Raw genomic sequence first — 25,982 nt, 5'->3', positions numbered from 1 at the left:
ATATTGTAAATTTACATTCATAAACATCTTTAAATCAAACTTAATTATGAGAATAGGAATTGTATGTTATCCGACTTTTGGAGGAAGTGGAGTTGTAGCGACAGAGTTAGGAATGGCTTTGGCAGATAAAGGACATGAAGTACACTTTATAACGTATAATCAACCTGTTCGATTAGATTTTTTTTCACATCGATTACATTTTCAATGAAGTTGTTTTAGAAGAGTATCCATTATTTCAATATCAACCTTATGAGTTAGCATTATCTAGCAAAATGGTTGAGGTTGTAGAAAAGTATCAATTGGAAGTTTTACATGTACATTATGCTATTCCACACGCATATGCTGCGTATATGGCTAAAAAAATGTTGGAAGAAAAAAACATCAATATAAAAGTAGTAACAACTTTACACGGTACTGATATTACTTTAGTAGGAAGTCATCCAACATATAAAACAGCTGTTGAATTTAGTATTAATCAATCCGATGAGGTAACTACAGTATCTAATAGTTTAAAAGAAGATACTTTGCGTTTGTTTAATATTGAAAAAGATATCAAAGTAGTTTATAATTTTATTGATGGTGAAAAGTATAATCAAGCGTATCAAGGAGATTGTAAACGTATCGCTTTAGCAACACCTGAAGAAAAAATAGTAACACATGTTAGTAATTTTCGTCCTGTAAAACGTACAGAAGATGTTATTGAAATTTTCAATAAAATTCAAAAAGAAGTTCCTTCAAAATTATTAATGGTAGGCGATGGTCCTGAGCGTTTAAAAGCAGAAAATTTATCGAAAAAGTTAAATATTGAAGATAAAGTCTTGTTTTTAGGAAATAGTAATGAAGTAGCTAAAATATTATGTTATTCAGATGTTTTTTTATTGCCTTCAGAAACAGAAAGTTTTGGTTTAGCAGCTTTGGAAGCAATGGCAGCTAGTACGGCTGTTATTTCTACAAATTGTGGAGGATTACCTGAGGTAAATATTCATGGTAAAACAGGTTATTTAAGTAATCTTGGAGATATAAATGATATGGCTGTAAATGCTATTAAAATTTTAAAAAACGAAGCTATTTTAGCTGAATTTAAAGAGAATGCAAAAAAACATATCAAAGTTTTTTCTTTAGAAAAAATATTACCGATGTATGAAGAAATTTATAAAAGTTGTTCTATAAAAGGTTAATTTATAAATTTTAATTATAGTACATTTACTTTTAAAATTATACGGAAATGAAAAATGCTAAACTATTGGTTATCGGAGCTTTTTTTTCGATATACATAATATGGGGTTCAACTTATTTATTTAATAAAATAGCCGTTACCGAAATTCCACCTTTATTTTTAGGTTCAATTCGTTTTTTTAGCGCGGGTTTAATAATTATTTTGGTAGCTAAATTGATGAAGTTACCACTAAAAGTAACTAGAAATCAATTGATAAATACAGGTATAGCAGGTTTTTTATTTTTAGTTTACGGAAATGGTGTTTTTGTATGGGCTTTAAAATATGTAAACACAGGTTTTGCCGCATTATTAGCATCAACCCAACCTTTATTTGTATTGTTTTTATTACGTTTAATAGATGGTAAAAGATTGCAACAAAAATCAATTATAGGAGCTTTATTAGGATTATTAGGTATGTATTTATTAATAAGTCAAAAGCAAATTACAGCATCAGAAGATAGTGTTTTAGGTATTTTTATGATTTTAACCTGTGTGTTAACTTGGAGTTACGGAAGTGTTTTTGTATCAAAGGCAGACTTACCTAAAAATCATTTAGTAAGTACAGGTTATCAGATGTTAATAGGTGGAGTTTTATTATCAATAGCTAGTTTAGTTTTTAAAGAAACTTGGGTTTCTCCTTTAAATTGGTCGTATAAAACTCAAGGTTCAATGTTATTTTTAATTGTTTTCGGAGCAGTTGTAGCTTTTACTGCATTTAATTATTTATTAAAAAATGTTTCTCCAGAAAAAGTAGCAACATCAGCTTATGTAAACCCGATAATAGCCTTATTTTTAGGGTGGAGTTTACTAAATGAACAACTTACAACACAATCAATAGTAGCATCAATTGTATTATTAACAGGTGTTTATTTTATTAATTCAAGAAAAAGATTGGTGAAAGTAGCACCTAAAAAAGGAAGTTTTTAATTTTTTTTAGATATTTTTTTTGAAGCAATTTCCCGCTTTCCGCACTCGCTTTTTTTGTTTTTTCGAAAAGAAAAACAAAAAAGAGCTCAAACAAATGCTTCAATCGGGGCTAGGCTTGTTTACAAGAAATAATATTTTGATATCTTAAAGAGTAATTTACCACCAAATTACAAAAATTTTAATGAGCTCTCCGTTTGTTTTTTTCAACCAACAAAGCGGAGCTCTTTCTTCACTTAAAAACTGTTGAAGGTTTGTTGTGAAATCATTAAAATTCAACCAATTAATATTTGTGTGAGGTTGTACTAGCCAATTATGTTTATTAGGAATATAAAATTTACATTCTTTAAATTGATTTAATTCAAGTAAAGTAACATAAAAACCGATAATACAATTGTTATTTATCAAAGGAAATTCTTTTCCATAATCTTTTAACGGAACAAATAATTGTGCTTTAAAATAGAGTTGTTGTGCTATTTTTTCAGCATCTAAATTTAGATTTTTTAAATAAGGAATACATTGTTGAGAATGGAGTAGTGGTAATTGTTTTTCTTTTAGTTTTGTTAATTTTTGAACTAAAGAATCTTTTTTATTAGGACCAATCCAGCGTTCAATTTCTATTTTACTCGCTGAATTATCATATAAATAAAACTTATAAATAATTTCTAAATGAATCGGTTTTTTATCTTTTAGAAGTAAACAATCTAGTTCGCCAAGTGTTATTTTTTCTTGTTGAATTTGTATGTTTTCAGTAAGTATTTTAATAGTTGAATTTTGTTGAAGTTCAAAAGAAACAAAACGTTCTACTAATTTCCCTAAGCGAGGTGTTTTTGTAATTTCAGTAGAAAAAATACTAGTTTTAATTGTATTTATATCAAATTGATATAAATCAAAAACACCTTTTCCATTCCATAGAAAAGGTGTTTTTAAAAATCCTTCGTATTGTAATTGTAAATCTTTATAATAAGTATCCATCAATAAAAATATTTTTAATACTGTTAAAAAATGTAATACTATTTTAAAATTTCAGATTGTAAAGTACCTATAATTTTTTGTGTATTTTCTTGAAAATCGAACCAAATTATTTCTTTATCTTTTCGAAACCAAGTTCCTTGTCTTTTAGCAAAACGACGGGTATTCTTTTTAATTTCTTCAATGGCAAATTCTTTAGTGAAATTATCATCAAAATACTCGAATAACTCGCGATATCCAACTGTTTTTAGAGCTGTTAAATCTTTATGAGGGTACATGTTTTTAGCTTCTTCTAATAAACCATTTTTCATCATAATAGCAACTCGTTTATTAATACGGTCGTACATAATTTCTCTATCGGCAGTTAATCCAATTTTTATCGATTGAAAATTACGAGGTGCTTTAGGTTTATTCTTAAAAGAAGCATATGTTTTACCAGTACCAATACAAATTTCTAATGCACGCATTACTCTATGCGGATTATCAATTGCAATTGCGTTATAGGTTTCAATATCTAATTCTTTTAGTTTGTTTTGAAGTGGTTCAATTCCGTTTTCTTCTAATTCCTTTGTTAGTGTCGTTCTTATTGAAGCATCTACTTTAGGAAAATAATCTAAACCTTTTAAAACGGCATCAACATATAAACCGCTACCGCCAACCATAATTTGAACAGGATTTTTAATAAAAAGTTCATCTAGTTTAGCGAGTGCATCTTTTTCAAATTGTCCGACTGAATATTCTTCAAAAACACTTCTATTTTGAATAAAATGATGTGGTGCAGCAGTAAGTTCATCAGTATCAGGAACTGCTGTTCCGATGGTTGTTTCTTTAAAAAATTGACGAGAATCACAAGAAATAATATCACAACCAAAATGTTGCGCTAGTTTTATGCTTAGTGCAGTTTTTCCAATAGCGGTTGCACCTACAATAGTTATTAGTGTATTTTTCATTTTAATTGTGTAATTTACTTCCACAGTGATTACAAAAAAGCGCATTGTCATCATGTCCTTCAGAAGAACAGTTTAAGCATGCTTGTGTGTTTAAATTAATATCGTTTACTTTTACCATTTCAGAACTTACAATTCCTGTAGGAACGGCAATAATTCCATATCCTAAAATCATAATAATACTAGCAACAAATTGTCCAAAAGGTGTATGCGGTGCAATATCTCCGTAACCAACAGTTGTTAAGGTTACAATTGCCCAATAAACGCTTCTTGGAATACTTGTAAAGCCGTTTTCACCGCCTTCAATTAAGTACATTATTGTTCCTAAAATAACGCATAAAATCAATACAAAAAACAAAAAAACAGTAATTTTAGTTCTACTTGCTTTTAATGCTTTCATAAAATTATTCGATTCTCCAACAAAACGAGCTAGTTTTAAAATTCTAAAAACACGTAATAAACGCAATGCTCTTAAAGCAACTAAACTGTGAGTTCCTGTAAAGAAAATAGCAAGGTATTTAGGAAGCGTAGAAAGGAGGTCTATAATTCCATAAAAACTAAAAATATATTTTGTTGGTTTTTTTATAGATATAATTCTAACAACATATTCTATTGAAAAAAGTATTGTAATTACCCATTCTGAAATATTTAAAAGAGCTCCATGTTTTGAATTAATACTTTCTATACTTTCTAACATTACCAATAAAATACTGGCAAGTATGGCAATTAATAAAACAATATCAAATAATTTCCCAGCAGGGGTATCGGCTTCATAAATTATTTCATGAAGGTTATCTTTCCAGTTTTTAATGTTTTTATTCAAGTGATTTTTTTTTTAGTCGATTTTACTTGTTAGTTTTCAAGAGGTAATCGTACTATTTTTGCTACTTTATTTCTAAGTAAATAGTTTTTAATAATTGTTTTTGCTAATTCTTTGTTTTCAATAGGAGTTAACATCGGTTTTAAAATAGCTAATTGATTTTCTTGAAATGCTAAACTTGTATAAGTATAGCCAATGACAATATTGTTTTCGATTAAAATAACAGCATGTTCTTCAGGAGTTCTTCCTTTATCAATAATTAATAAGTTATCGTGATTAAAATTTTTATTAGATATTTTTGGCTTACGAATAACATTATATTTAGGTCTTAATTTAAGTAACTCTAAATGATATTTTACTCGTGTAAAAAGTAGGTTTCCTGTTTCTTGATAAGTAATATCATGTACTCTTTTAATGATACTTAATCCTTTTGGAGTCTCTTTTAAAAACAGTTTATTAACTTCCTTTTTAAGATTTTGACCTCTACCTATAAAAATGATATTACCTTGTTCATTATGTACATAAAAAACACCTTCTTTTTCGGGTAATTTATCTAATATTTTTAAATAACGTTGCTTTACGTGTCTGTTATCTGCGTATTTTATTGATTGCTGAATAATATTTTTATCAACATCTTTTTCTAATAATAATTTGAATAATTGTATGGTTGCTAATGCATCTCCATTGGCTCTGTGTCTGTCTGACATTGGTATCCCAATAAATCGACATAATTTTCCTAAACTATGAGAAGGTGCTTCGGAAATTAGTTTTTTACTAAGCGCTACAGTACAAAGTGTATTTCTTTGATAATCATAACCTAATCGGTCAAATTCTGTACGTAAAATTCGATAATCAAAACTAGCATTGTGGGCTATAATAATACAGTCTTCTGTAATTTCAAGAATTCGTTTTGCTACCTCATGAAATTTGGGTGCATTACGAAGCATATTACTATTAATTCCTGTTAATTTAACAACAAATTCTTGAATTTCTCGTTCAGGGTTGACCAAACTAATAAATTGGTCTACAACTTGATGCCCATCAAATTTATGAATCGCAATTTCTGTAATACCTTCTTCATTAAATTTACCTCCTGTTGTTTCAATGTCTAAAATTGCGTACAAATATTTTTGATTTAGCGGTGATTAATGTAAATTTAAACAATATAATTTCGAACGCCAAAAATAGCGCTACCAATTCTTACCATATTACTACCATTTTTTATAGCTAATTGATAATCACCACTCATTCCCATTGAAAGGATTGTTGGTTTTAGTACTGTTTCTTGCTTCTTTTTGAAGAAATCAGCTAAAGATGTAAATTCATCTTCTAATTGTGTTTGATTATCGGTAAAAGTAGCCATCCCCATTGAAACCTACAATTTTTATGTTTTGTAGTTCTAAAATTTCTTCGGATGAAATAATTGTATCAATATCTAAAAATGATAATCCAAATTTAGTTTCTTCTTTAGCAATACGTGCTTGTAATAAACAGTTAATTACACGATTGTGTTTCTTAGCTTGTTTATTAATTTCTTTCAGAGTTTTAAAACTATCAACACCATGAATTAAATTAACAAAATGAGCCATATATTTTACTTTGTTACTTTGTAAATGCCCAATCATGTGCCATTCAATATCTTTTGGTAAAGCATCAAATTTTGTCACCATTTCTTGAATTTTATTTTCGCCAAATACACGTTGTCCTGCATCGTATGCTTCTTGGATATCAGCAATTGGTTTGGTTTTAGAAACAGCAACTAAAGTTACATTTTCTGGAATTGTTATTTTTATTTTATCAAGATTTTCTTTAATTCCTGTCATTGTTTCTTTGTGTTAAAATTCGTAAATAGTTAAAGCACTTCTTAATTTAGGTTCTATATAAGTTGTTTTTGGAGGCATTAGCATATCTGCATCTACAATTTCTTTTAATTCGTTAATAGATGTTGGTAACATACCAAACGAAACTTTAAAACCTCCATTATCAACCTTTGTTTTTAATTCTAAACCATCTGATTTATCTTGTGAATATAAAATTTTAGATGCATTTCTAATATTATTTATCCCCAAAATAGGTTTTAAAACGGTTAAATATAGAATTTGTGCATCTAATTTACTTAATGCATCTGTAAATTCATATCTAGATATTCGTAAATGCAATGCATAAAATTGCCCATTTAAATACATGCTAAATTGATGCTTTTCTTTAGGTCTGTATAGTTCCTGACCTCTGTTTTCAATTCTAAAAAAAGTATCTAATTCGATTAAAAATTCTTCAGGAGTTAAGCCGTTTAAATCTTTTATAAATCGATTAAATTCATAAATACTTAATTGGCTTTCAGGTAATAAGTAGCTCATAAAGAAATTATAGTTTTCTTTTCCTGTATGCTCAGGGTTTTCTTTAGCTAAGTTTTTAGCTAACAAACAAGCAGAGGTAGAACGATGATGTCCATCTGCAATATATAAGGTACTTATTTCTGAAAAAGCATTTGTTATTTTTTGTATATCATTTTCATTATCAACAACCCACAATAGGTGTTTATCCTTATCTGTTGTTGAAAATTCATATTCTGCTCTTTTTGTTTGATATTTTTTAATAATAGAATTAATAACATTATTATCAGGATAGGTAAGCAGTACGGGTTCAATATTAAAACCAGTATTTTTTAGGTAGTTTTCAAATAATAATTCTCTTTCTTGAAGTGTTCCTTCGTGTTTTTTAATGATATTATTATGATAATCATCTACAGATGTTCGGCTAATAATTCCACAAAAAGATTTAGTATCTGTTATTTTTTGATAAATATAGAAACTAGCGACTAAATCTTTTTTAAAAATTCCATCATCTTTAAATTCTAAATAACGATTATGAACCAATTTAAAACGTTGTTCTTCTGCAATATCTTGTTTCTGATATTTATAACCAGGATTAATAACATGCAAAAAAGTATATGGATTAAAGGCTAATTTAGCATTTAACATTTCTGAACTATAAACTTCATAAGATTTAGAAGAAACTAATGTAACTTTATCTCTGGTAGCTCTAACAGCTTTAAACGGTTGTACAATTGCCATTAATAACTTAATTTATACTTGTAAAGAATTAATAATTTTATTTGCCAATTCAGTACCTATTTTATGTTGTGATTCTATCGTATAAGAAGCTATATTAGGACTTAAAGATAATTCAGGGTTCATTAATAATTGAATTTCTGGTGTCGGCTGATTTTCAAAAGTATCTAAACCTGCATATTGTACTTTTCCGCTTTCTATGGCATTTACTAGAGCAATTTCATCAACTAAACCGCTTTGTGCAACATTGATAAAACCAACGCCATCTTTCATTTTTTCAAATTCTTTAACGCCAATTACATGATTTTCTTCGGATGATAAATGTACACTGATAAAATCTGATTCTTTTAATAGTTCATCAACGTTTGTAAAATCTATTTCAATATCGATAACTTGTCCATTATAAAATTCAACAGGAATTTCGATAGAATTACCAAATTCAACATCATAAGCAATTACTTTCATACCTAAACCTAAGGCAATTTTTGCTACTTGCTGACCTTCAACATTCATCCCTATAATACCTAAGGTTTTACCACGTACTTCTGTACCTGCTGAAAACTGTTTTTTTAAATTATTAAAACTAGTATCTCCTTCTAAAGGCATTTCTCTATTGGCTTGATGTAAAAAACGAGCCATTCCTAATAGATGAGCAAAAACCAATTCAGCAACAGCATTTGCACTAGCATCCGAAACATTCACTACTTGTACACCGCATTCTTCAGCATAAATAACATCGATATTATCATTACTTGTACTTGCATTTGCAATCAGTTTTAAAGTAGGACAATTATCGATAAGTTCAGAATGAATTTCTGTATTGTTTTTGATAACAATTACATTAATTTCTTCTTCATTAATAAAATTGTCTAATTGTTCTTGAGCAACTTTTGTTGTTATTACTTCAAATCCTGCATTTTCTAGGGTAGCTTTACCACCGTCTAAGATTCCGTCGTTTACTAATATTTTCATTTAAAGTGTATTCTTTTAGTTGGTAATTTCAATTGATAATTTTGTACGTAACTAATTAACTTATTCTTTCTAATTCTTGCATAACATCAACCAAAGCCTGTACACTGTACAAAGGTAAGGCGTTGTACATGCTTGCACGGTATCCACCAATACTTCTATGACCGTCTAAACCATTAATGTCGGCTTGTTTCCAAAGTGTATCAAATTTATTTTTTAAAGCTTCGGATGTAATGTTAAAAGTAGCATTCATATGGCTACGATCTTCTTTTATAACGCTTCCTTTAAAAAGTGAATTTCTATCGATTTCAGCATATAAAAGTGCTGATTTTTGTTTGTTTACTTTTTCAATAAAAGGAATTCCGCCTAAGTTTTTTAACCATTCTAAGGTTAACATTGAGGTGTAAACCGCAAAAACAGGAGGCGTGTTAAACATACTTTCTTTATCGATAAAAGCTTGATAACTTAACATAGAAGGAATAACGCGTTCTACTTTTCCTAAAATATCATCTTTTATAATTACAAGAGTTGTTCCCGCAGGACCCATATTTTTTTGTGCGCCTGCATAAATTAAATCAAATTTTGAAAAATCTAACTGACGTGAAAAAATATCAGAACTCATATCACATATTAAAGGAACTTCCGTTTTAGGAAAATTTTTCATTTGTGTTCCGTAAATAGTATTATTACTCGTACAGTGAAAATAATCTACATCGGTAGGAATCGTATAATTTTTAGGAATATAATTAAAGTCTTTATCTTTTGATGAAGTAACTTCAATTAATTCTCCAAATAATTTTGCTTCTTTAATGGCTTTAGAACTCCAAGTACCAGTATTTAAATAGGCTGCTTTTTTGTTTAATAAATTATAAGCCGTCATTAAAAATTGATTACTTGCACCACCTTGTAAAAATAAAGCAGTGTAACCTTTGTTTTCTAAACCTAATAATTCTAAGGCTAAACTACGAGCGTTTTCAATAACATCAACAAAAGGTTTACTTCTGTGAGAAATTTCAATTAATGATAAATTATCATCATTAAAATTGATAATTGCTTCTGAAGCTTTTTGTAAAACTTCTTCAGGTAAAATACAAGGACCTGCGCTAAAGTTATGTTTTTTCATTACTGATGTTGTTTTATTGATAACAAAGGTGCAAAAATTATAGGAAGTTCATCTTTAAATTTCTGATAAAAAAGTTAAAGTATTTACGCCATCGGCATAATCCCATAATTCAGGATGCTGTGTTTGACCGAAAGCAATTTCATTTTCAATAAAATTACGGGCAACAATACATTGTATTTTTTCTTTTTCTTCGGAAAGTTTTATTTTTAAATCTTCGGTAGTATCGTAATATTCATAAAAAATAGAAGCGATAGGCGAGGTGTAGCTTTCGTCTTCTTTAATCATTAAAAAGCCATTTTCTAAAATATCGAACTCGCTCATTAAATATACTGTTTTGTTATAATCGTAATTATTAGCGTATTTGGCGTTGTTAATTATTTCATGTTTATTATACATTCCTTTAAAAAACGATTCGAAATCATAATTTCTAGGAACAAATAATTTAGAAACAGAACGACATCCTAATCCAAAATAACGAAATACATCATCACTTAAATTTTCAAAATCTTCTTTAGTTTCTTCTCCTGTTAAAACAGCGACAGAATTTCTGCTTTTTCGAATAATACTAGGTTTGTTTTTAAAATAATATTCAAAATAACGCGCCGTATTATTACTTCCAGTTGCGATAACTGCATCAAAACCGCTTAATTTTTCTTCGGTAAAGGTTATTTTTCCTTTTAATTCAGGTTCAACATATTCTAAATATTTACCTAAAAAAGGCAATAAATTTTTATCGTTTGATGATTGCTTTACTAATGCACTGTGTCCAGAAATTAAAACAGATAAAAAATCATGAAACCCAACTAATGGAATATTTCCTGCCATAATAACGGCAACTTGTTTAGATGTATTTGTTCCTAAGTTTTCGTTGGCAATCCATTTTTGAATATTTTCTTCGGATAAGGCTTTTGTCCAGCTTTCAATGGCAAACAATAAGTTTTCATTGGTAAACCATTTATTGTTTTCGCCAGCTATTTTTAATTGATGCTTAAAACCATCAAAAAACAAATCGTTATGCGCAATGTTTTCCTTCTTTTCAATTTTCTTTTGAGAAAATTGCTCTAAAAAAACTCCTAACTTTATAAAAGCATTGATTCTGTTTTGTATTACACCCATTTATATTGTTTCTAAATTAATTTGGAACTATTTTTGCAATGCAAAGTTACAAAACTGAAACAGATTAATTATGGCAATTATTATAACAGATGAGTGTATAAATTGTGGGGCTTGTGAACCAGAATGTCCTAACACAGCAATTTATGAAGGTGCAGATGATTGGAAATATTCAGAAGGTACTGATTTGAAGGGAGATTTAGTTTTACCAAACGGAACAAAAGCAAATGCAGAAGAGGATCAAGAGCCAATTTCTGATGAAATATATTTTATCGTTGCTGATAAATGTACCGAATGTAAAGGTTTCCGTGAAGAACCTCAATGTGCAGCAGTATGTCCTGTAGATTGTTGTGTTCCTGATGATGACAATGTAGAAACTGAAGAAGAGTTGTTAGCAAAACAACGCTTTATGCATAACGAATAATATATTTTAACGATATATATAAAATCCTGAGTTTTTACTCGGGATTTTTTTTGTTTAAGAACCTGTTTAAATTTTTAAAAAAAAGTATTTTTTTAGATAGAAATGTCATGCTGAATTTATTTCAGCATCGTATAAAACTAAGAACTACGGAAAATCAGGATTCGAAACTGAAATAAAATCCCTTTGACGGATTCGATTTTTTAGCTATAAAAGGTTTTTTAATGAAATTTAAACAAGCTCTAATAAATAAGTAGCCTGTAATTATTTTAGTATTGTAGAATAATTATTTATAAAATTATTATTATAAAAACAGCACAAATTCCTAGCCCCGATTGAAGCAATTGTTTGAGCTCTTTTTTATTTTTCTTTTCGAAAAAATAAAAAAAGCGAGTGCGTAAAGCGGGAAGTAGCTTCTAATTATCTTTTAAAAAATAAGAAAGCCAAAATCGTACTGATTTCGGCTTTCTATCAAAAAAACAAACAATTAATGAGAGTTAATGGTTTACGCTAATTATTTAAAACTGGTAATTTACAGATAAATTAAACATTGTTCCTAATTGGCTAAAATGATAACCGTCATACGTCATTTGAGAATAACGTTGGTTAAAAGTTATAGCATTAGATTCATTTTGAATTTGTGTTAATCCAGAAGCAGTAATTGTTGTATCATCCATAATTGCTTGTCCAGCAGCATTGTTTGCTTTAAAGCTCCATTCAGGTAATACATTTAATATATTATTTACATTTAAAGCAATAGTGATTTTATCGGTTGCGCTAAAGTTTATTCCTAAATCTGTAACAACTTTTGGCGTAAATTCAGTACTTATATTAGGATTTAAATCTCCTTGCTGAAATTTAGTTTTACCAAAATAAGTGTTGTTTAAAGATAACCCAAATTTACCGATATCATAATTAGCACCTAAAATCCATTTTGTTTCAGGACGTGATGTGAAAAATAAAGCTTCTTGAGTCGCATTAACTACAGATTGACCTGCGTTTTCAATTAAAGAAGGATTGTTTACACTTCCTGTACGCTTGTTTTCAATAGTATAGTTTCCTGATAAGTTTAAACCTAATTTTCCTGCACCTAATTTGATGTTCTTTTTACTAACAACAATATCTAAACCTGAAGTTCTTGTATCAATAGCATTTGCAAAGAAACTAAGATCTTTTATACCTCCATCTCTTAAAACATCATCTAAAGCTGTAGTACCAATGTTATTACCGTCACCATCAAAAGCAGTTCCTGTAATTTCAGTACTTAAAATAATTCTATCTTTTACAGCAATATTGTAATAATCTACAGTAAAAGTGATACCATTATCTAATTTACCACCTAAACCTACAGTTATATTTCTAGATGTTTCAGCATCTAATTTATCTATACCTAATGCATGTGCTTCAGGAGAAACATTATTCACTAAACCACCAACAACAATACCACCACCACTAAAACTATATTGAGCTTTTTGTGTGTAAATTTGATGTAAAGTAGGAGCTCTGAATCCTGAAGATAAAGAACCTCTAGCTGTTAAATTGTCGTTTAAATTCAAACGAGAACTTAATTTATAAACAAAAGTACTACCAAAATCAGAATAGTTTTCTGCTCTAACAGTTCCACTTATTAAAAAATCTTTAGTAATATCATAATCTAAACTAAAATAACCACCAAGATTATAACGACTCCAGCTACCAGAATTTTCTGGTTGATTTCCAGCAAAAGAATCTGCTCCACCACCAGCGTAAGATGCTTTTGTACCTTCAATAACTTCGAATAATTCATTTCTGAATTCTGCTCCAAAACCAATACTAACTTTTTCAGATAAAATTCTACTAATATCAATGTTACCCACATTATGAGAAAAACTAGTTCCTCCTGGGTCAAATGATCTAGGACTATTTTCTCTGTAAAGAGATGTGAAGCTTATTTCACCATCATCAACAGTATGGTTTCCGTTAGCATCTGTCCAAATAGGATCAGAAGCGATATCATTTCTGTTATGAGAATTGTTAACTTTATATGTTTGGCTGTTTCCCCCAGTAGTAAAACTGATGTCAACATTCCAATCGTTAACTTTAGTTTTTATACCAATAGTACCATTATAATCGTTTAAATCACCTTCAAATGTTGGAACATATCCGTCATATCCACCAGCATTAGTAGGGTGGCTTCCAGGGAAAAAACTAGCTAAGTATGGCATACTTTCTACAGTTCTCCAATATGGAGTTCTATAATTAGCAAAAGAATGTACTTTTTTAAATACATATGCAGCATTACCATAAAGCTGAGTGTCATCAGTTAAATCTAAACCAAAATTTATATTAAACTTTGAAGCTGCTGTTTTAGGAGATCCATTAATATTATTAGCATCTGGATTTCTAGATAAAAATTCTTTAACAACTGCTAAATCTGCCCCAAAACCAGTATTATCATCAGCTTCACCTTCAGCATTTACTGTACCAGGTCTATTTGATAAAGCTGTTTTTGAAAAGTCTATTGTATAATTAATAAAACCTTTACCATCGTTTATGGTAGAACCATTATTAACACTTACACCTAACATTTCACCATCTCCTTCAGCAGTAATACCAGATCTTAAAGTGGCAGAACCAGATTTAGGACTGTCTTTTAAAATGATATTAATAACTCCAGCAATAGCATCAGAACCATATTGAGCAGAAGCTCCATCTCTTAATACTTCTACAGATTTAATTGCATCTGTAGGTATTCCAGAAATATCAGAACCTGTTTCACCACGTCCTGGAGAAGTTTGTGTATATAATAATGAACTTAAGTTTTTACGTTTACCGTTAATTAATACTAACGTTCTACTAGGTCCCATATTTCTAATTTCATACGGATCTAATAACGAAGTAGCATCGTTAACAGGAGTTTGTACGGTGTTAAAAGATGGTATTTTGTATTGTAATGCTTTATCAAAAGTAGCTTGTCCTGTAGATTGTAAATCTTTTGAAGATACTACGTCTATAGGTAAAGCACTTTTTGTATTAGATCTGGCAGGAGTTCTAGATCCTGTAATAACTACTTCATCTAATTCTAACCCTTCTTTTAATATAATATTAAATTTTGTTTTTCCGTTTGTTGCTATTTTTTGTGTTTCAAATCCTGAAAAACTAATAGTTAGTGCTGCTCCTTTTTTTATAGTTAAATTAAATTTCCCATTAAAATCAGAGTTTGTTCCATTTGCAGTTCCTTGTTCTATAATATTAGCTCCTGGTAGTGGTTGATTGCTGGTGTCTACAATTGTTCCTGATATTTTAGATTGAGACCACATAATACCACTAAATAATATAGCGAATAATAAAAGTGTAATTTTTTTCATAAAATTATATTTGATTAATAATAGCTTTGATTTATATTAAAATCATTGGTTATATATTAATAAGGATGTTAGTAAAATTTTATACTCGTTATTTTAACATTTTTTTTAGAAAAATTTTAAAAAAAAGTAAAACGGATATACGTAAATAAAAATTATGAAAAAAGTTGAAAGTGTTTAAGTAAAGGAAATACCTATGTTTTTTGATGAAACAGAAGTAGATATTTTAAAATACCTACTAAACAAAATAATGATAAATTTATTTTATTTAGTAGATTAAATTGAAAAGGATTACTCATTTGATTTTATGAAAGTTAAAGCTGCTCCATTAATACAATGACGTTTTCCCGTGGTTTCTTTTGGCCCGTCATTAAAAGAATGACCTAAATGTCCGCCACAAGTATTGCATTTTAATTCGGTACGAGCATAGCCAATTTTATAATCGATATCTAGTTCAACATTTTTTTTGATAGCGCTATCGAAAGCTGGCCATCCTGATCCAGAATCATATTTGTTTTCAGATTTATACAAAGGTGTTTTACGTACCGCACAAACATAAATTCCTTTTTCGTAATTTTTATTTAATGAACTTGAGTTTTGACGTTCTGTACCAGCTTCTCTAAGAACATAATATTGTTTTGCTGTTAAAAGTGTCTTCCATTCTTGCGCTGTTTTTGAAATTTTGTATGTTTTTTTATTTTGAGTATTTCCTGTACAACTAAATAGTATCGTTAAAATTAAAGTAGTTAAAATTTTTTTCATATTTATTGAATAATAAAGTTTACAATATCAGAAGTTACTTTTTGATTACGAAGTATTTTAGTATGTCCTAATCCTTTTGTAATTAAAAGTGTTCCTCTTTGTAGGTTTTGACGAATATGTATTGCTGAACTTACAGGAACATCTCCATCATTTGCATCATGAACAACCAAAGTAGGAATAAGAATGTTTTTCGCAACAATATTTGAGGAGTGTGTGTCAATATCTCTTTCCCATTTTTTATCAAATAAATATTTCATTTTATGTGCAATAACAGGTTTTAAAGCTAAGTTTTTGGTGAAATTAAGTATTACATCAGAAACTTTATCAGGAGCACCAACAGTGATTAATTTTTTTATTTTAAAATCAGTAGCAACACTATTATATAGACACATACCTCCAAATGAATGCCCAATAGCAGCTTCAAAAGGACCATGTTTTTTGTCTATTTGGTTAATAGTTTCTAAAAACTCAGGCATTGCTGTTGTTTTTCCTGAAGATTTACCATGTGCAGGACCATCAAAAGAAATGACCATGTATCCTTTTTCTAATAATTTATCAGCAATCATAAATAATTGCGTGCTTCTTCCTGCCCAACCATGTACTAATAATACTTTTTTTTGAGAATATCCGTAGGATAAAATTTCAACTTCTTTAGATATAGATGGTATATTTATTCTTTTTTTTGAGCACTCGCAAGCATTACTTTTTCTCTGTTTGGGATAGAGAACTTTAAAGGTGTACTAAAAAGCTTGATACTAAGTTTTGCTGTTAAATGAGTAGAAAATAGTTGCACTATTTTTGCTGAAAAAATAATAGGTTTAGGAACAATTAAGCTTGGAGGAAATAAAAATGAAGTATTAGAATTCATGAAATTAATTTTAATATAAATATAGCATATGTAAATCTAAAGAAACATATTGTTTATTACTTTTGTGACATTATTTTTATAATGTGTCATATATATTAGCCAGAACAAATAAAAACAAAAGAAATGAAAAGAATTATAGCTTTAGGAATTGTAGCGGTATTTTTAGTGCAATGTAGTACTGTACCAATTACAGGAAGAAAACGTCTTAATTTTGTAAGTGATGCACAGGTGTTACCAGCAAGTTTTGCACAGTACAAAGGTTTTTTAGAACAGAATAAATTATCTACGAATACTAGTAAGTCAAATCAAATAAAAAGAATAGGTAAGAAAATTTCTGAAGCAGTAGACCGTTTTATGAGAGCAAATAACATGACTGCAGAAGCAAATTCTTACAAATGGGAATTTAATTTAGTAGAAGATAAAACATTAAATGCTTGGTGTATGCCAGGAGGAAAAGTAGTTTTTTATACAGGTATTTTACCAGTTTGTGCTAATGAAGATGGTATTGCTGCTGTTATGGGGCACGAGGTTGCACATGCATTTGCTAAACATGGTCAAGAGCGTATGTCTACTGGTCAGTTACAGCAATTAGGTGGTGCCGCAGTAGCTTTAGGAACTGCAAATAGTAAAAATGCACAACTTTTTAATACTGCATATGGTTTAGGTACACAAGTAGGAATAATGTTACCTTTTAGTAGAAATCATGAAACAGAAGCTGATAAATTAGGTTTAGTTTTTATGTTAATGGCAGGATATAACGGTAGTGAAGCTGCTGAGGTTTGGGTAAGAATGAGCCAAATATCAAAAGGAAAAGCACCTGCGAAATTTATGAGTACGCATCCATCAAATCAAACACGTATTCAAACGCTTAGAGCTTATTTACCTGAAGCAAAACAATTAGCAGCTAAATTTAATGTGCCAGCAAGAAAATAGCAACATAAATTATTTATATTGCAAACCGTTCATTATTGTATGAGCGGTTTTTTATTTATAAGATATATGTACAAAAGAGGAGATAAAAAGTTAATTAATGCTTGGGCATTTTACGATTGGGCAAATTCGGTATATTCATTAGTAATTAGTACGGCGGTTTTTCCGTTATATTATAGTACGGTTACTAAAGGAAAAACAGTTCGTTTTTTAGGAATGGATTGGGAGCATCCTGATAGTTTATATAGTTATGCCTTATCATTTTCATTTTTAGTCGTAGCTTTTATTTCTCCTATTTTATCTGGTATTGCAGATTATACAGGAAGTAAAAAGAAATTTATGAAATTTTTCTGTTGGATGGGAGGTTTATCTGTAATAGGATTATCCTTTTTTGAAGGCATCGATACTGTTTGGATAGGTATTTTATTTACTATTTTGGCAAGTATTGGTTTTTGGGCAAGTTGGGTTTTCTATAATGCGTATTTACCTGAGGTAGCTTTGCCTGAACAACAAGATAAAGCTAGTGCAAAAGGTTTTATGTATGGGTATGTAGGTTCGGTAATATTATTGATTATCAATTTAATAATGATTCAGAAACCTGAACTTTTTGGAGTTACATCAGGAATGGCTTCTCGTATTTCTTTTGTTATGGTTGGGCTTTGGTGGATTGGTTTTGCACAAATCACTTTTAAAAAATTACCTGATGATATTTATAATAAACAACCCGATAATGATTATATATGGAAAGGGTACAGAGAATTAAAAACAGTATATAAAGAAGTATTAAATTATCCTACATTAAAACGTTTTTTAATATCATTTTTCTTTTTAAGTATTGGAGTACAAACTATTATTTTAATGGCTGCTATTTTTGGTTCATCAGAATTAAATTTATCAACTTTTAATATGATTCTTACTATTTTACTAGTTCAAATTGTTGCTATTTTAGGTGCTTATATTTTTTCTAGAATTTCTGGTAAATTCGGAAATATTACAGCTTTAAAAGCTACAATTGTTATTTGGATGATTGTTTGTTTCTTTGCTTTTTCATTAGATAAATCACAAGAAAATGTAGCTATATATTTTTACGGATTAGGAGGTTTGTTAGGTTTAGTACAAGGAGCGATACAAACATTAACTCGTTCTACATATTCTAAATTATTACCCGAAACAGAAGATACCGCAACCTATTTTAGTTTTTATGATGTTACTGAAAAAATAGCAATTGTACTTGGTACTTCTGTTTATGGAGCATTATATGCCATTACAGATTCAATGCAATGGTCTGTATTATGTTTAGCAATTTTCTTTTTAGCTTCGTTACTTGTGTTAACTACTATGAAAAAAACGAAGTATGTAGCCTAATTTTTAAACTTTCATATCTTCAAATACATTTTCAGGATGTATATATCTTTTGGTATTTTTTTGCCAATGATAACTTGAAGATATGATTACATTTAATGCATCAATATATTTTAAAACGATATTGTTATTTACTGAAGATAAAAAAGTTACTTCTTTCATCGTTTGTAATAAAGTAGCTTCATATTCAGTATGAATTGTATTTACTTTTATAATTGATTTATTTACAGCATCGTTATAATTATCAGCTTCATTTGAAATAATATACGCATTAATTAAATTATAATCACTGTGTTTTTCTTTAGCATAAGAAAATAAATCATTAGATAATGCACCAATTAAAGCACATTGTTCTTTCATTTTTTTTATTGATGGAACTTTCTCTGTTATTTCTGGCGATATATAAATCGAATGCATGTATTCAATTAAATCGATAACAGGAAACATTCCGCCAGTATATAATCTGATATCAATATATTCATCAACAGTTGTAAAAGGAACTGATTTTAAAGAGTAAGATAAATGTTCGGTTATTGATTCGGTATATTTATCAAAAAAATAAGAAGGACTATCTTTTTTAACAGCATCGCTTATATAAAAAATAGCATTATATAAATTCGATATTTTAGAGTTTTCACTATTTAAATAGAGTTCTTTTCCTGTCCAAATATCTAATATTTTTTTAAAGTCAGGTTGTACACCATTTGCGGTATCTTCGCCAAAAAAATCATCAATAAAATATAAAACATCATAAGTAACTACAGCATTAATCATTTTATGAATAGGAGTATTTATATATAAATGATTCGTCATTGTTGTGTGATGTTTGTATAAATCATCATCAATAACACCTAGTTTTTTTGAGATCGCTTTAGCCTCTTTTAGTATGAGTTTAGCATCTTTATGTATTTCGAGTTTTGTTTTTGATATTGATAAAGAAGTTGAAGAGAAATTCATGATTTTTTTAGTTGAAGTTAGTTTTTTATTATTAGTTAGTTTTTTAAAAGTAATGTAAAAATTTAAAAAACACCTTCTCAATGATAAATTTATAAAAGTAGCTTTTCAATTTAAAAAGTAGGAGGACAAATAAAAACAACTATTTTTCGACTAATAGGATGTCTAAATTCTATTCTTTCAGCGTGTAAGTGTAATCTATTTGCTTTTGTTCCGTATAAATCATCACCAATAATTGGAGTGTTTAACCCTAAATTATGAGCTGCATGAACTCGTAATTGATGCGTTCTTCCTGTAATCGGATAAAAATACACTTTTGTTTTTCCATTTTTTACATTAATAATTTCCCACTTAGTTTGCGCTGGTTTTCCGTGAGTATTGCAAACTAATTGTTTTGGTCTGTCGTTTAAATTGACTCTTAACGGCAAGTTTATTTCACTTGATTTTTGTGATATGATTCCATTAAGTACAGCAACATATCGTTTTTTAATTGTTCTGTTTGTAAATTGAGCTTGTAGAGTTTTATAGATATCTATATTTTTAGCTATCAGTAAAATTCCTGAAGTAGACATATCTAAACGATGAACAACCAAATAATTTGCATTTTTTCTTTGGATGCGATGTTCTACAGAATCTTCAATTATTTTTCCAGCTACTGATAATAATTCTGCTGGTTTATTGATAACAATTAGGTAATCATCTTCAAAAATAATTTCTATATCTTTTTTAGCTTGAAGTTGAGCAACTAAAGGATTTTCATTAACAATTAATCCTTTAAGCATATGATTTAAAATAGGTTTGCATTTACCCGTACAAGCCGAGTAATAGTTTTTATGTTTTCGAATTGAAGTAGCTAAAGATTTACCCCACCAAAATTCTGCCATACAAATAGGGGTGAGGTTATTTAAAAAAGCATATTGTAATAATTTAGGAGCGCAACAATCACCAGAACCAGCAGGAATATTTTGTTTTGAATCTTTAAAGATAGTAATTAAATTTTCAGATTCTTTTTTAGCATTTAAAAATTTATATTGATTAAAAATTTCTTGTTGCCCTGTTGCTGAAAGTTCTTTTCTATGCTCTTTTAATTGATTTATTTTTTGCTGATAATTATTATATTCTTTTTCTAAAGAGTGTGTTTTAGATTGTAAATAAACTTCATATTCACGTATATAAAACTCTTCATTAATATTTTGTTGATTATCTTGTTGAGATAATTCTTTTCTTAATTTTCTACGTTGTTTAATTTTAGATTTCTCTTTAATTATTAAATTTTCATTTAATAATTTACCTTGGATATAATCTTTTTTGATGTTTAAATATTGCGTACTATTTTCTGAATAAGAAATTTTAGCGTTAATCAGATTGCGTTTTTCTTCCATTTTTAAAAACACACCATTTTTACTTAAAACATCATATACAGGTGGTACAAAATGTTTGTGTTGTGTGCTTTCTGCTATTTTTCCTGAAAAAGCAGCTAAATAACCTAATTGACTTTTATTATTTTTAACAACCAATACGCCAAACATTTTACCTAAAGCATTTTGATTCTCAGTGTTTTTTATTCCAAAATCATGAAAAAAATCAGTTTGATTAGTTAAATATTCTTGTAATTCTTTAGTAGCTATTTTTGATAATGTACTTGGTGTGTAATTATGAGGATAATCAAATTTTTCGGGAATAGTTATTGTATTAGTATCAGAAGTAAAAGCAATAAATTTAGTCATAATTTAAATAAAAAAAGTGTTGCTTTCACAACACTTTATAAGTTTAAGATTTGTACGATAAAATTAAATTAACAGTTATAGATTTTGTCGTATAAATCTTTATAAATTTCTTTAATAATTTTACGTTTCATTTTCACGGTAGGAGTAAGGTGACCACCTTCTATAGACCATTCTTCGGATGTTAATTCAAACTTTTTAATAGTTTCCCATTTTCCAAAATTAGAATTACAAATAGCAACTTCTTCTTCAATACGGTCAATTACTTTTTGATTTTTTATTAACTCTTCATTTGTTTTTAAGGTAATTCCATGTCTAGAAGCCCATTCTCTAACAAAATCAAAATTAGGCTGAATAAAAGCAGCTGCCATTTTTTCGCCTTCACCAATTACCATAACCTGTTCTATAAAACGAGATTGTTTTAATTCTCCTTCTAATAATGGTGGAACAATATATTTACCACCAGATGTTTTAAACATTTCTTTTGTTCGTCCTGTAATTTTTAAGAAGCCATCTTTGTCTATTTCTCCTATATCACCTGTATAGAAATATCCATCTTTTAAAACTTCAGCAGTTTTTACAGGGTCTTTATAATAGCCTAACATTACATTATCACCTTTTACTAAAATTTCACCACTTTCAGCAAATTTTAATTCTAATCCGTCAAGTACTTTACCAACAGTACCTATTTTAAATCCGTTATTTCTAACGTCATTAACGGTAATAACAGGTGATGTTTCTGTCAGTCCATAACCTTCCATAACAGGCATTCCTGCAGCAGTAAAAACTCTTGTTAAACGTGGTTGTAAAGCAGCAGAACCTGAAACCATTAATTTTAATTCGCCTCCTAAAGCAGCTTGCCATTTCGAAAAAATTAATTTACGAGCAATACTTAATTGTTTTTCGTACCACCATCCGTTTGCTCCGTATGGTTCGTATTTAAGACCTAAATCAATAGCCCAAAAAAACAATTTCTTTTTGATACCGGTTAAATCAGTTCCTTTGGCGTAAATTTTATCATAAATTTTTTCATATAAACGAGGAACAGCCGTCATTACATGAGGTTTTATTTCTTGAGCATTTTCACTCAGTTTTTGAATTGATTCTGCAAAATAAATAGAAATACCACAGTATTGATATAAATATAATATCACGCGTTCAAAAACATGGCATACAGGTAAAAAACTTAAACCACGTTCTTGACCATATAATAAAGGAACTCTTTTTTCACTAGTTAATACATTAGAAACAATATTTTTATGAGAAAGCATAACACCTTTAGGTTTTCCAGTAGTACCCGAAGTATAAATTAAGGTAGCTAAAGAATCAGAAGTAACAGCATTTTTTCTGGCTTCAACTTCATTTTGATTACTAGTATCTTTACCAAGTTCTAAAATTTCGTTCCAACTTTTTTCATTCTCAATATCTTCAAAAGTAAAAACAGCTTTTAATTTTGTATTACCTTTAATCTGATTTAATTTTTCTAAAATTGTTTTGTCAGAAACAAAACAATAAGTAGCTTCAGAATGATTTAAAACATACTCATAATCTTCCTTAGATATTGTTGGATAAATAGGTACATTTTGTGCACCTGTTTGTAAAATACCGATGTCGCAAATATTCCATTCTGTACGGTTATTTGTTGAAATTATGGCAATCTTATCATTAGGTTGTACACCTAAACGTAGTAAACCTCTACTAATAGTATTTGCTTTATCAATATATTCTATTGTAGATATTGATTCCCAATGACCATTGTATTTGGTTGTAAAAGCTTTTTCTAAGTTATAAGCTTCTTGTTGATAATAAGGAAAATCAAAAAGACGTGTTATTTCAATCGACATAAGATTTTTTTTGTGGTATTGCAAATTAGGTAAAATAGATTGATTTTACAACTTTAATCTTATCTATTGATTTACTGTCTTTTATCTTTTTTAAGTGATAATTATTGTGTTTTTAGTACTTTTTTTGATATATTTTAAATGATATATTATCGAATAAGAGTTCGATTTTTATTTGCTAGAATATATATTAAAAAAGCCTCTACTGATTTTTAATATCAATAGAGGCTTATTAAGTTACTGTATTGTGCTTTTAGATTTTAATGTATAAAGTTTTTTTACGAATTTAAAAACTTCTTTAAATCATCATAAGTACTCATTTTAAAAGACTTTTTTTCTTTATTCATTACTGATTTAATTTGTTTAGGAATAGCTACTTTAACAGTTAAAGTTTCTTCTACAACATCTAAAAATTTAACAGGATGTGCAGTTTCTAAAAAGATACATAAAGTATCTTCATTTGTTTTTTGATATTCTTTCGCTCCTAAATAACCAACAGCTCCATGAGGGTCGGCAATATATCCACTATTTTTGTGGATTAATTTCATTGCTTCACGTGTTTCATCATCAGAAAAAGAATATGAAGAAAAAGTATTTTTTAACGCCTCAATATTGTTTGCAAATATTTCTTGAATACGGATAAAATTACTAGGATTTCCAACATCCATAGCATTTGAAATAGTTGCTTTTGATGGTTTTGGAGTGTACACTCCGTCTTTTAAATAATTAGGAACTGTATCATTAATATTTGTTGAAGCAACAAAATGTTTAATAGGTAAACCTAATTTTTGAGCCATCATTCCTGCGCAAATATTACCAAAATTTCCACTTGGTACAGAAAATACAACGTCTTTTTGTTGCTTATAAACTTGCTTGTAAGCTAAGAAAAAATAAAACATTTGAGGTAACCAACGAGCAACGTTAATTGAATTTGCAGAGGTTAGTGTACGGCTAATTTCAGCATCTAAAAATGCCGTTTTTACCACGCCTTGACAATCATCAAAAACACCATCAACCTCTAAAGCAGTAATGTTTTTTCCTAAAGTTGTCAATTGTTTTTCTTGTACATCACTTACTTTTCCGCTTGGATATAAAATTACAACATCTACACCTTTTACATCTAAAAATCCATCAGCAACAGCACCACCAGTATCACCAGAAGTAGCTACTAATACAGTAAGTTGGTCGTTATTATTTCTGTTGAAATATCCTAAACAACGTGCCATAAAACGAGCACCAACATCTTTAAAAGCCATGGTAGGACCATTAAAAAGCTCTAAAGTTGCTACATTTTCTTCAACAGAAACTACAGGGAAATCAAAAGAAAGTGTTTCTTTAATGATATCTTGTAAAACATCCGTAGGAATTTCATCACCAACAAATTGTTTGATAACTTCATAAGCAATTTCTTCCTTAGAATAGGTATCAATATTTTTGATGAAATCAGAAGAAAGAGGTGTTATGTTTTCAGGAAAATATAAACCTCTATCAGGAGCTAATCCGTTAACAACAGCATCTTGAAAACTAACGTTTGGCGATTTTTTATTAAGACTATAATAGTTCATTTTTATTTTTTTAATGTCATTTTAAATCAAACAAAATTACTTTGTTTATTTACGATAACGTTATTTTATTTAGTTTCTAAAATTTTGATTCCTTCTGTATTTATTTTTGATGAAAATAATGTGAAGTCAATATTTTTATCAGCATAAGCATTTTGTATGGCTTTGTGTACTTTTTTAACAGCATCATCACCTTTGCATAAAGCAAAAATAGTAGGTCCAGAACCTGAAATTCCAGCACCTAAAGCACCTGCTTTAATGGCTTCACTTTTAACTAAATCAAAATGAGGAATTAAGTGTTTACGAGCAGGTTCAACAATTACATCAGTTAATGAATTACTGATTAATTGATAATCGTTTGTGTACAAGCCGCTTACTAATCCGCCAACATTAGCCCATTGAGTAACAGCATTTTTTAAAGACACATTATCAGGTAAAACTTCACGAGCATCTTTAGTTTTTACTTCAATTTGTGGATGTATAGCAACTAATTGTAATTCACTAGGTACAGGAAGTTTTATAATATCTAAAGGTTCATAACTTCGGATGAGCACAAAACCGCCATAAATAGCCGCCGAAACATTATCGGCAATTGGAGTACCGCAAGCCGCTTCTTCGCCTATCATAGAAAATTTTGTGATTTCTAATAAAGAAAAAGGCTTATTTAGTAGTTCGTTTACACCAAAAGCTGCACCTGCTGAACTTGCTGCGCTACTACCTAATCCGCTTCCTGGAGAAAATCCTTTATGCACGGTTATTTCAATACCAAAATCAACAGGATGTTTTGCTAACATTGCTAAAGCAACAACTCCTGCAGCATTTTTTGTTGGGTCAAAACTTAAACCATCAGCACCTGTTATTTCTGATATTTTTACACCTTTTTCTGCTGTTTTTGTAAACGTCATTTCATCACCCATTGTATCTACGGCTAATCCCATAGAATCAAATCCGCAAGAAACATTAGCAACAGTTGCTGGAGCAAATATTTTTATATATTCCATTTTTTTTGCAATTTAAATAAACTAAAAAACAATAGTAATCATTTTTTAGTTGATGTTT

The 25,982-nt window shown here is 29.0% G+C and carries 21 protein-coding genes and 2 pseudogenes; 5 read left to right on the top strand and 18 right to left on the bottom strand.

Going from position 1 to position 25,982, the window contains the following annotated elements; translation table 11 throughout:
• Positions 1-46: 46 nt before the first annotated feature.
• Positions 47-1,178: pseudogene (gene bshA, locus PG913_RS07035) on the top strand (N-acetyl-alpha-D-glucosaminyl L-malate synthase BshA).
• Positions 1,179-1,225: 47 nt separating this feature from the next.
• Positions 1,226-2,143: an EamA family transporter gene (locus tag PG913_RS07030; RefSeq protein ID WP_271230108.1), complete on the top strand. Its 918-nt coding sequence runs from the start codon at positions 1,226-1,228 to the stop codon at positions 2,141-2,143.
• Between the two features lie 156 nt (positions 2,144-2,299).
• Here PG913_RS07030 and PG913_RS07025 read toward each other — a convergent pair whose 3' ends face one another.
• The 9 genes and pseudogenes from PG913_RS07025 to PG913_RS06985 all read right to left on the bottom strand — a co-directional run bounded on the left by PG913_RS07025 (position 2,300) and on the right by PG913_RS06985 (position 11,158).
• Entirely contained in the window at positions 2,300-3,115 is an 816-nt protein-coding gene (locus tag PG913_RS07025; RefSeq protein WP_271230107.1) for a DUF1853 family protein, read from the bottom strand.
• A 38-nt stretch (positions 3,116-3,153) separates the two neighbouring features.
• Complete coding sequence (miaA, locus tag PG913_RS07020) at positions 3,154-4,062, bottom strand: tRNA (adenosine(37)-N6)-dimethylallyltransferase MiaA (RefSeq protein ID WP_271230106.1); 909 nt, start codon at positions 4,060-4,062, stop codon at positions 3,154-3,156.
• A 1-nt stretch (position 4,063) separates the two neighbouring features.
• Positions 4,064-4,882, bottom strand: coding sequence for an ion transporter (locus PG913_RS07015; RefSeq protein WP_271230105.1), 819 nt, complete (start codon positions 4,880-4,882; stop codon positions 4,064-4,066).
• A gap of 29 nt (positions 4,883-4,911) precedes the next feature.
• Positions 4,912-6,003, bottom strand: coding sequence for an exonuclease domain-containing protein (locus PG913_RS07010; RefSeq protein ID WP_271230104.1), 1,092 nt, complete (start codon positions 6,001-6,003; stop codon positions 4,912-4,914).
• A gap of 32 nt (positions 6,004-6,035) precedes the next feature.
• Positions 6,036-6,702: pseudogene (locus PG913_RS07005) on the bottom strand (YggS family pyridoxal phosphate-dependent enzyme).
• 12 nt (positions 6,703-6,714) lie between these two features.
• Entirely contained in the window at positions 6,715-7,953 is a 1,239-nt protein-coding gene (locus PG913_RS07000) for a DUF1015 domain-containing protein (RefSeq protein WP_271230103.1), read from the bottom strand.
• A gap of 12 nt (positions 7,954-7,965) precedes the next feature.
• Positions 7,966-8,922, bottom strand: a complete 957-nt coding sequence (locus PG913_RS06995; RefSeq protein WP_271230102.1) for an NAD(P)-dependent oxidoreductase — start codon at positions 8,920-8,922, stop codon at positions 7,966-7,968.
• A 55-nt stretch (positions 8,923-8,977) separates the two neighbouring features.
• Entirely contained in the window at positions 8,978-10,042 is a 1,065-nt protein-coding gene (gene serC / locus PG913_RS06990) for a 3-phosphoserine/phosphohydroxythreonine transaminase (RefSeq protein WP_271230101.1), read from the bottom strand.
• A 54-nt stretch (positions 10,043-10,096) separates the two neighbouring features.
• Positions 10,097-11,158, bottom strand: coding sequence for an acyl-CoA reductase (locus PG913_RS06985; protein ID WP_271230100.1), 1,062 nt, complete (start codon positions 11,156-11,158; stop codon positions 10,097-10,099).
• Positions 11,159-11,228: 70 nt separating this feature from the next.
• Here PG913_RS06985 and PG913_RS06980 point away from each other — a divergent pair, with 70 nt between their 5' ends.
• Positions 11,229-11,579 carry a 4Fe-4S binding protein gene (locus PG913_RS06980; protein WP_271230099.1) on the top strand — a complete coding sequence of 117 codons (351 nt, stop codon included), beginning with the start codon at positions 11,229-11,231 and terminating at the stop codon, positions 11,577-11,579.
• A 515-nt stretch (positions 11,580-12,094) separates the two neighbouring features.
• Here the strand turns inward: PG913_RS06980 and PG913_RS06975 are convergent.
• The 4 genes from PG913_RS06975 to PG913_RS06960 all read right to left on the bottom strand — a co-directional run bounded on the left by PG913_RS06975 (position 12,095) and on the right by PG913_RS06960 (position 16,550).
• Positions 12,095-14,923, bottom strand: coding sequence for a TonB-dependent receptor (locus PG913_RS06975; protein ID WP_271230098.1), 2,829 nt, complete (start codon positions 14,921-14,923; stop codon positions 12,095-12,097).
• A 288-nt stretch (positions 14,924-15,211) separates the two neighbouring features.
• Positions 15,212-15,682, bottom strand: a complete 471-nt coding sequence (msrB, locus tag PG913_RS06970; protein ID WP_271230097.1) for a peptide-methionine (R)-S-oxide reductase MsrB — start codon at positions 15,680-15,682, stop codon at positions 15,212-15,214.
• A gap of 2 nt (positions 15,683-15,684) precedes the next feature.
• Complete coding sequence (locus tag PG913_RS06965) at positions 15,685-16,248, bottom strand: alpha/beta hydrolase (protein ID WP_271230096.1); 564 nt, start codon at positions 16,246-16,248, stop codon at positions 15,685-15,687.
• A 104-nt stretch (positions 16,249-16,352) separates the two neighbouring features.
• Positions 16,353-16,550 carry a hypothetical protein gene (locus PG913_RS06960; RefSeq protein WP_271230095.1) on the bottom strand — a complete coding sequence of 66 codons (198 nt, stop codon included), beginning with the start codon at positions 16,548-16,550 and terminating at the stop codon, positions 16,353-16,355.
• A gap of 123 nt (positions 16,551-16,673) precedes the next feature.
• Between PG913_RS06960 and PG913_RS06955 the strand changes: the two genes are divergently transcribed.
• The gene (locus PG913_RS06955) at positions 16,674-17,483 is read left to right on the top strand and encodes a M48 family metallopeptidase (RefSeq protein ID WP_271230094.1); all 810 of its coding nucleotides are present in this window, start codon (positions 16,674-16,676) and stop codon (positions 17,481-17,483) included.
• A gap of 66 nt (positions 17,484-17,549) precedes the next feature.
• Positions 17,550-18,845 carry an MFS transporter gene (locus tag PG913_RS06950; RefSeq protein WP_271230093.1) on the top strand — a complete coding sequence of 432 codons (1,296 nt, stop codon included), beginning with the start codon at positions 17,550-17,552 and terminating at the stop codon, positions 18,843-18,845.
• A gap of 3 nt (positions 18,846-18,848) precedes the next feature.
• Here PG913_RS06950 and PG913_RS06945 read toward each other — a convergent pair whose 3' ends face one another.
• The 5 genes from PG913_RS06945 to PG913_RS06925 all read right to left on the bottom strand — a co-directional run bounded on the left by PG913_RS06945 (position 18,849) and on the right by PG913_RS06925 (position 25,924).
• Positions 18,849-19,799, bottom strand: coding sequence for a terpene synthase family protein (locus PG913_RS06945; protein ID WP_271230092.1), 951 nt, complete (start codon positions 19,797-19,799; stop codon positions 18,849-18,851).
• A gap of 110 nt (positions 19,800-19,909) precedes the next feature.
• Positions 19,910-21,523, bottom strand: coding sequence for an RluA family pseudouridine synthase (locus tag PG913_RS06940; protein ID WP_271230091.1), 1,614 nt, complete (start codon positions 21,521-21,523; stop codon positions 19,910-19,912).
• A 68-nt stretch (positions 21,524-21,591) separates the two neighbouring features.
• Complete coding sequence (locus PG913_RS06935) at positions 21,592-23,364, bottom strand: AMP-dependent synthetase/ligase (RefSeq protein ID WP_271230090.1); 1,773 nt, start codon at positions 23,362-23,364, stop codon at positions 21,592-21,594.
• 275 nt (positions 23,365-23,639) lie between these two features.
• Positions 23,640-24,926: a threonine synthase gene (thrC, locus tag PG913_RS06930; RefSeq protein WP_271230089.1), complete on the bottom strand. Its 1,287-nt coding sequence runs from the start codon at positions 24,924-24,926 to the stop codon at positions 23,640-23,642.
• A 65-nt stretch (positions 24,927-24,991) separates the two neighbouring features.
• Positions 24,992-25,924: a homoserine kinase gene (locus PG913_RS06925; RefSeq protein ID WP_271230088.1), complete on the bottom strand. Its 933-nt coding sequence runs from the start codon at positions 25,922-25,924 to the stop codon at positions 24,992-24,994.
• Positions 25,925-25,982: the final 58 nt, after the last annotated feature.

Source organism: Tenacibaculum pacificus (assembly GCF_027941775.1).
Taxonomy (GTDB): Bacteria; Bacteroidota; Bacteroidia; order Flavobacteriales; family Flavobacteriaceae; genus Polaribacter; species Polaribacter pacificus_A.
The sequence above is the reverse complement of the archived record's forward strand: the minus strand, read 5'-3'. Positions and strand labels throughout refer to the sequence as shown.

What these genes read in the sequence shown, in the direction of transcription:
- PG913_RS07030 (WP_271230108.1), top strand. Translation starts at nt 1,226, where the DNA reads ATGAAAAATGCTAAACTATTGGTTATCGGAGCTTTTTTTTCGATATAC.
- PG913_RS07025 (WP_271230107.1), bottom strand. Translation starts at nt 3,115, where the DNA reads ATGGATACTTATTATAAAGATTTACAATTACAATACGAAGGATTTTTA.
- miaA (WP_271230106.1), bottom strand. Translation starts at nt 4,062, where the DNA reads ATGAAAAATACACTAATAACTATTGTAGGTGCAACCGCTATTGGAAAA.
- PG913_RS07000 (WP_271230103.1), bottom strand. Translation starts at nt 7,953, where the DNA reads ATGGCAATTGTACAACCGTTTAAAGCTGTTAGAGCTACCAGAGATAAA.
- PG913_RS06995 (WP_271230102.1), bottom strand. Translation starts at nt 8,922, where the DNA reads ATGAAAATATTAGTAAACGACGGAATCTTAGACGGTGGTAAAGCTACC.
- serC (WP_271230101.1), bottom strand. Translation starts at nt 10,042, where the DNA reads ATGAAAAAACATAACTTTAGCGCAGGTCCTTGTATTTTACCTGAAGAA.
- PG913_RS06985 (WP_271230100.1), bottom strand. Translation starts at nt 11,158, where the DNA reads ATGGGTGTAATACAAAACAGAATCAATGCTTTTATAAAGTTAGGAGTT.
- PG913_RS06980 (WP_271230099.1), top strand. Translation starts at nt 11,229, where the DNA reads ATGGCAATTATTATAACAGATGAGTGTATAAATTGTGGGGCTTGTGAA.
- PG913_RS06975 (WP_271230098.1), bottom strand. Translation starts at nt 14,923, where the DNA reads ATGAAAAAAATTACACTTTTATTATTCGCTATATTATTTAGTGGTATT.
- msrB (WP_271230097.1), bottom strand. Translation starts at nt 15,682, where the DNA reads ATGAAAAAAATTTTAACTACTTTAATTTTAACGATACTATTTAGTTGT.
- PG913_RS06965 (WP_271230096.1), bottom strand. Translation starts at nt 16,248, where the DNA reads ATGATTGCTGATAAATTATTAGAAAAAGGATACATGGTCATTTCTTTT.
- PG913_RS06960 (WP_271230095.1), bottom strand. Translation starts at nt 16,550, where the DNA reads ATGAATTCTAATACTTCATTTTTATTTCCTCCAAGCTTAATTGTTCCT.
- PG913_RS06955 (WP_271230094.1), top strand. Translation starts at nt 16,674, where the DNA reads ATGAAAAGAATTATAGCTTTAGGAATTGTAGCGGTATTTTTAGTGCAA.
- PG913_RS06950 (WP_271230093.1), top strand. Translation starts at nt 17,550, where the DNA reads ATGTACAAAAGAGGAGATAAAAAGTTAATTAATGCTTGGGCATTTTAC.
- PG913_RS06945 (WP_271230092.1), bottom strand. Translation starts at nt 19,799, where the DNA reads ATGAATTTCTCTTCAACTTCTTTATCAATATCAAAAACAAAACTCGAA.
- PG913_RS06940 (WP_271230091.1), bottom strand. Translation starts at nt 21,523, where the DNA reads ATGACTAAATTTATTGCTTTTACTTCTGATACTAATACAATAACTATT.
- PG913_RS06935 (WP_271230090.1), bottom strand. Translation starts at nt 23,364, where the DNA reads ATGTCGATTGAAATAACACGTCTTTTTGATTTTCCTTATTATCAACAA.
- thrC (WP_271230089.1), bottom strand. Translation starts at nt 24,926, where the DNA reads ATGAACTATTATAGTCTTAATAAAAAATCGCCAAACGTTAGTTTTCAA.
- PG913_RS06925 (WP_271230088.1), bottom strand. Translation starts at nt 25,924, where the DNA reads ATGGAATATATAAAAATATTTGCTCCAGCAACTGTTGCTAATGTTTCT.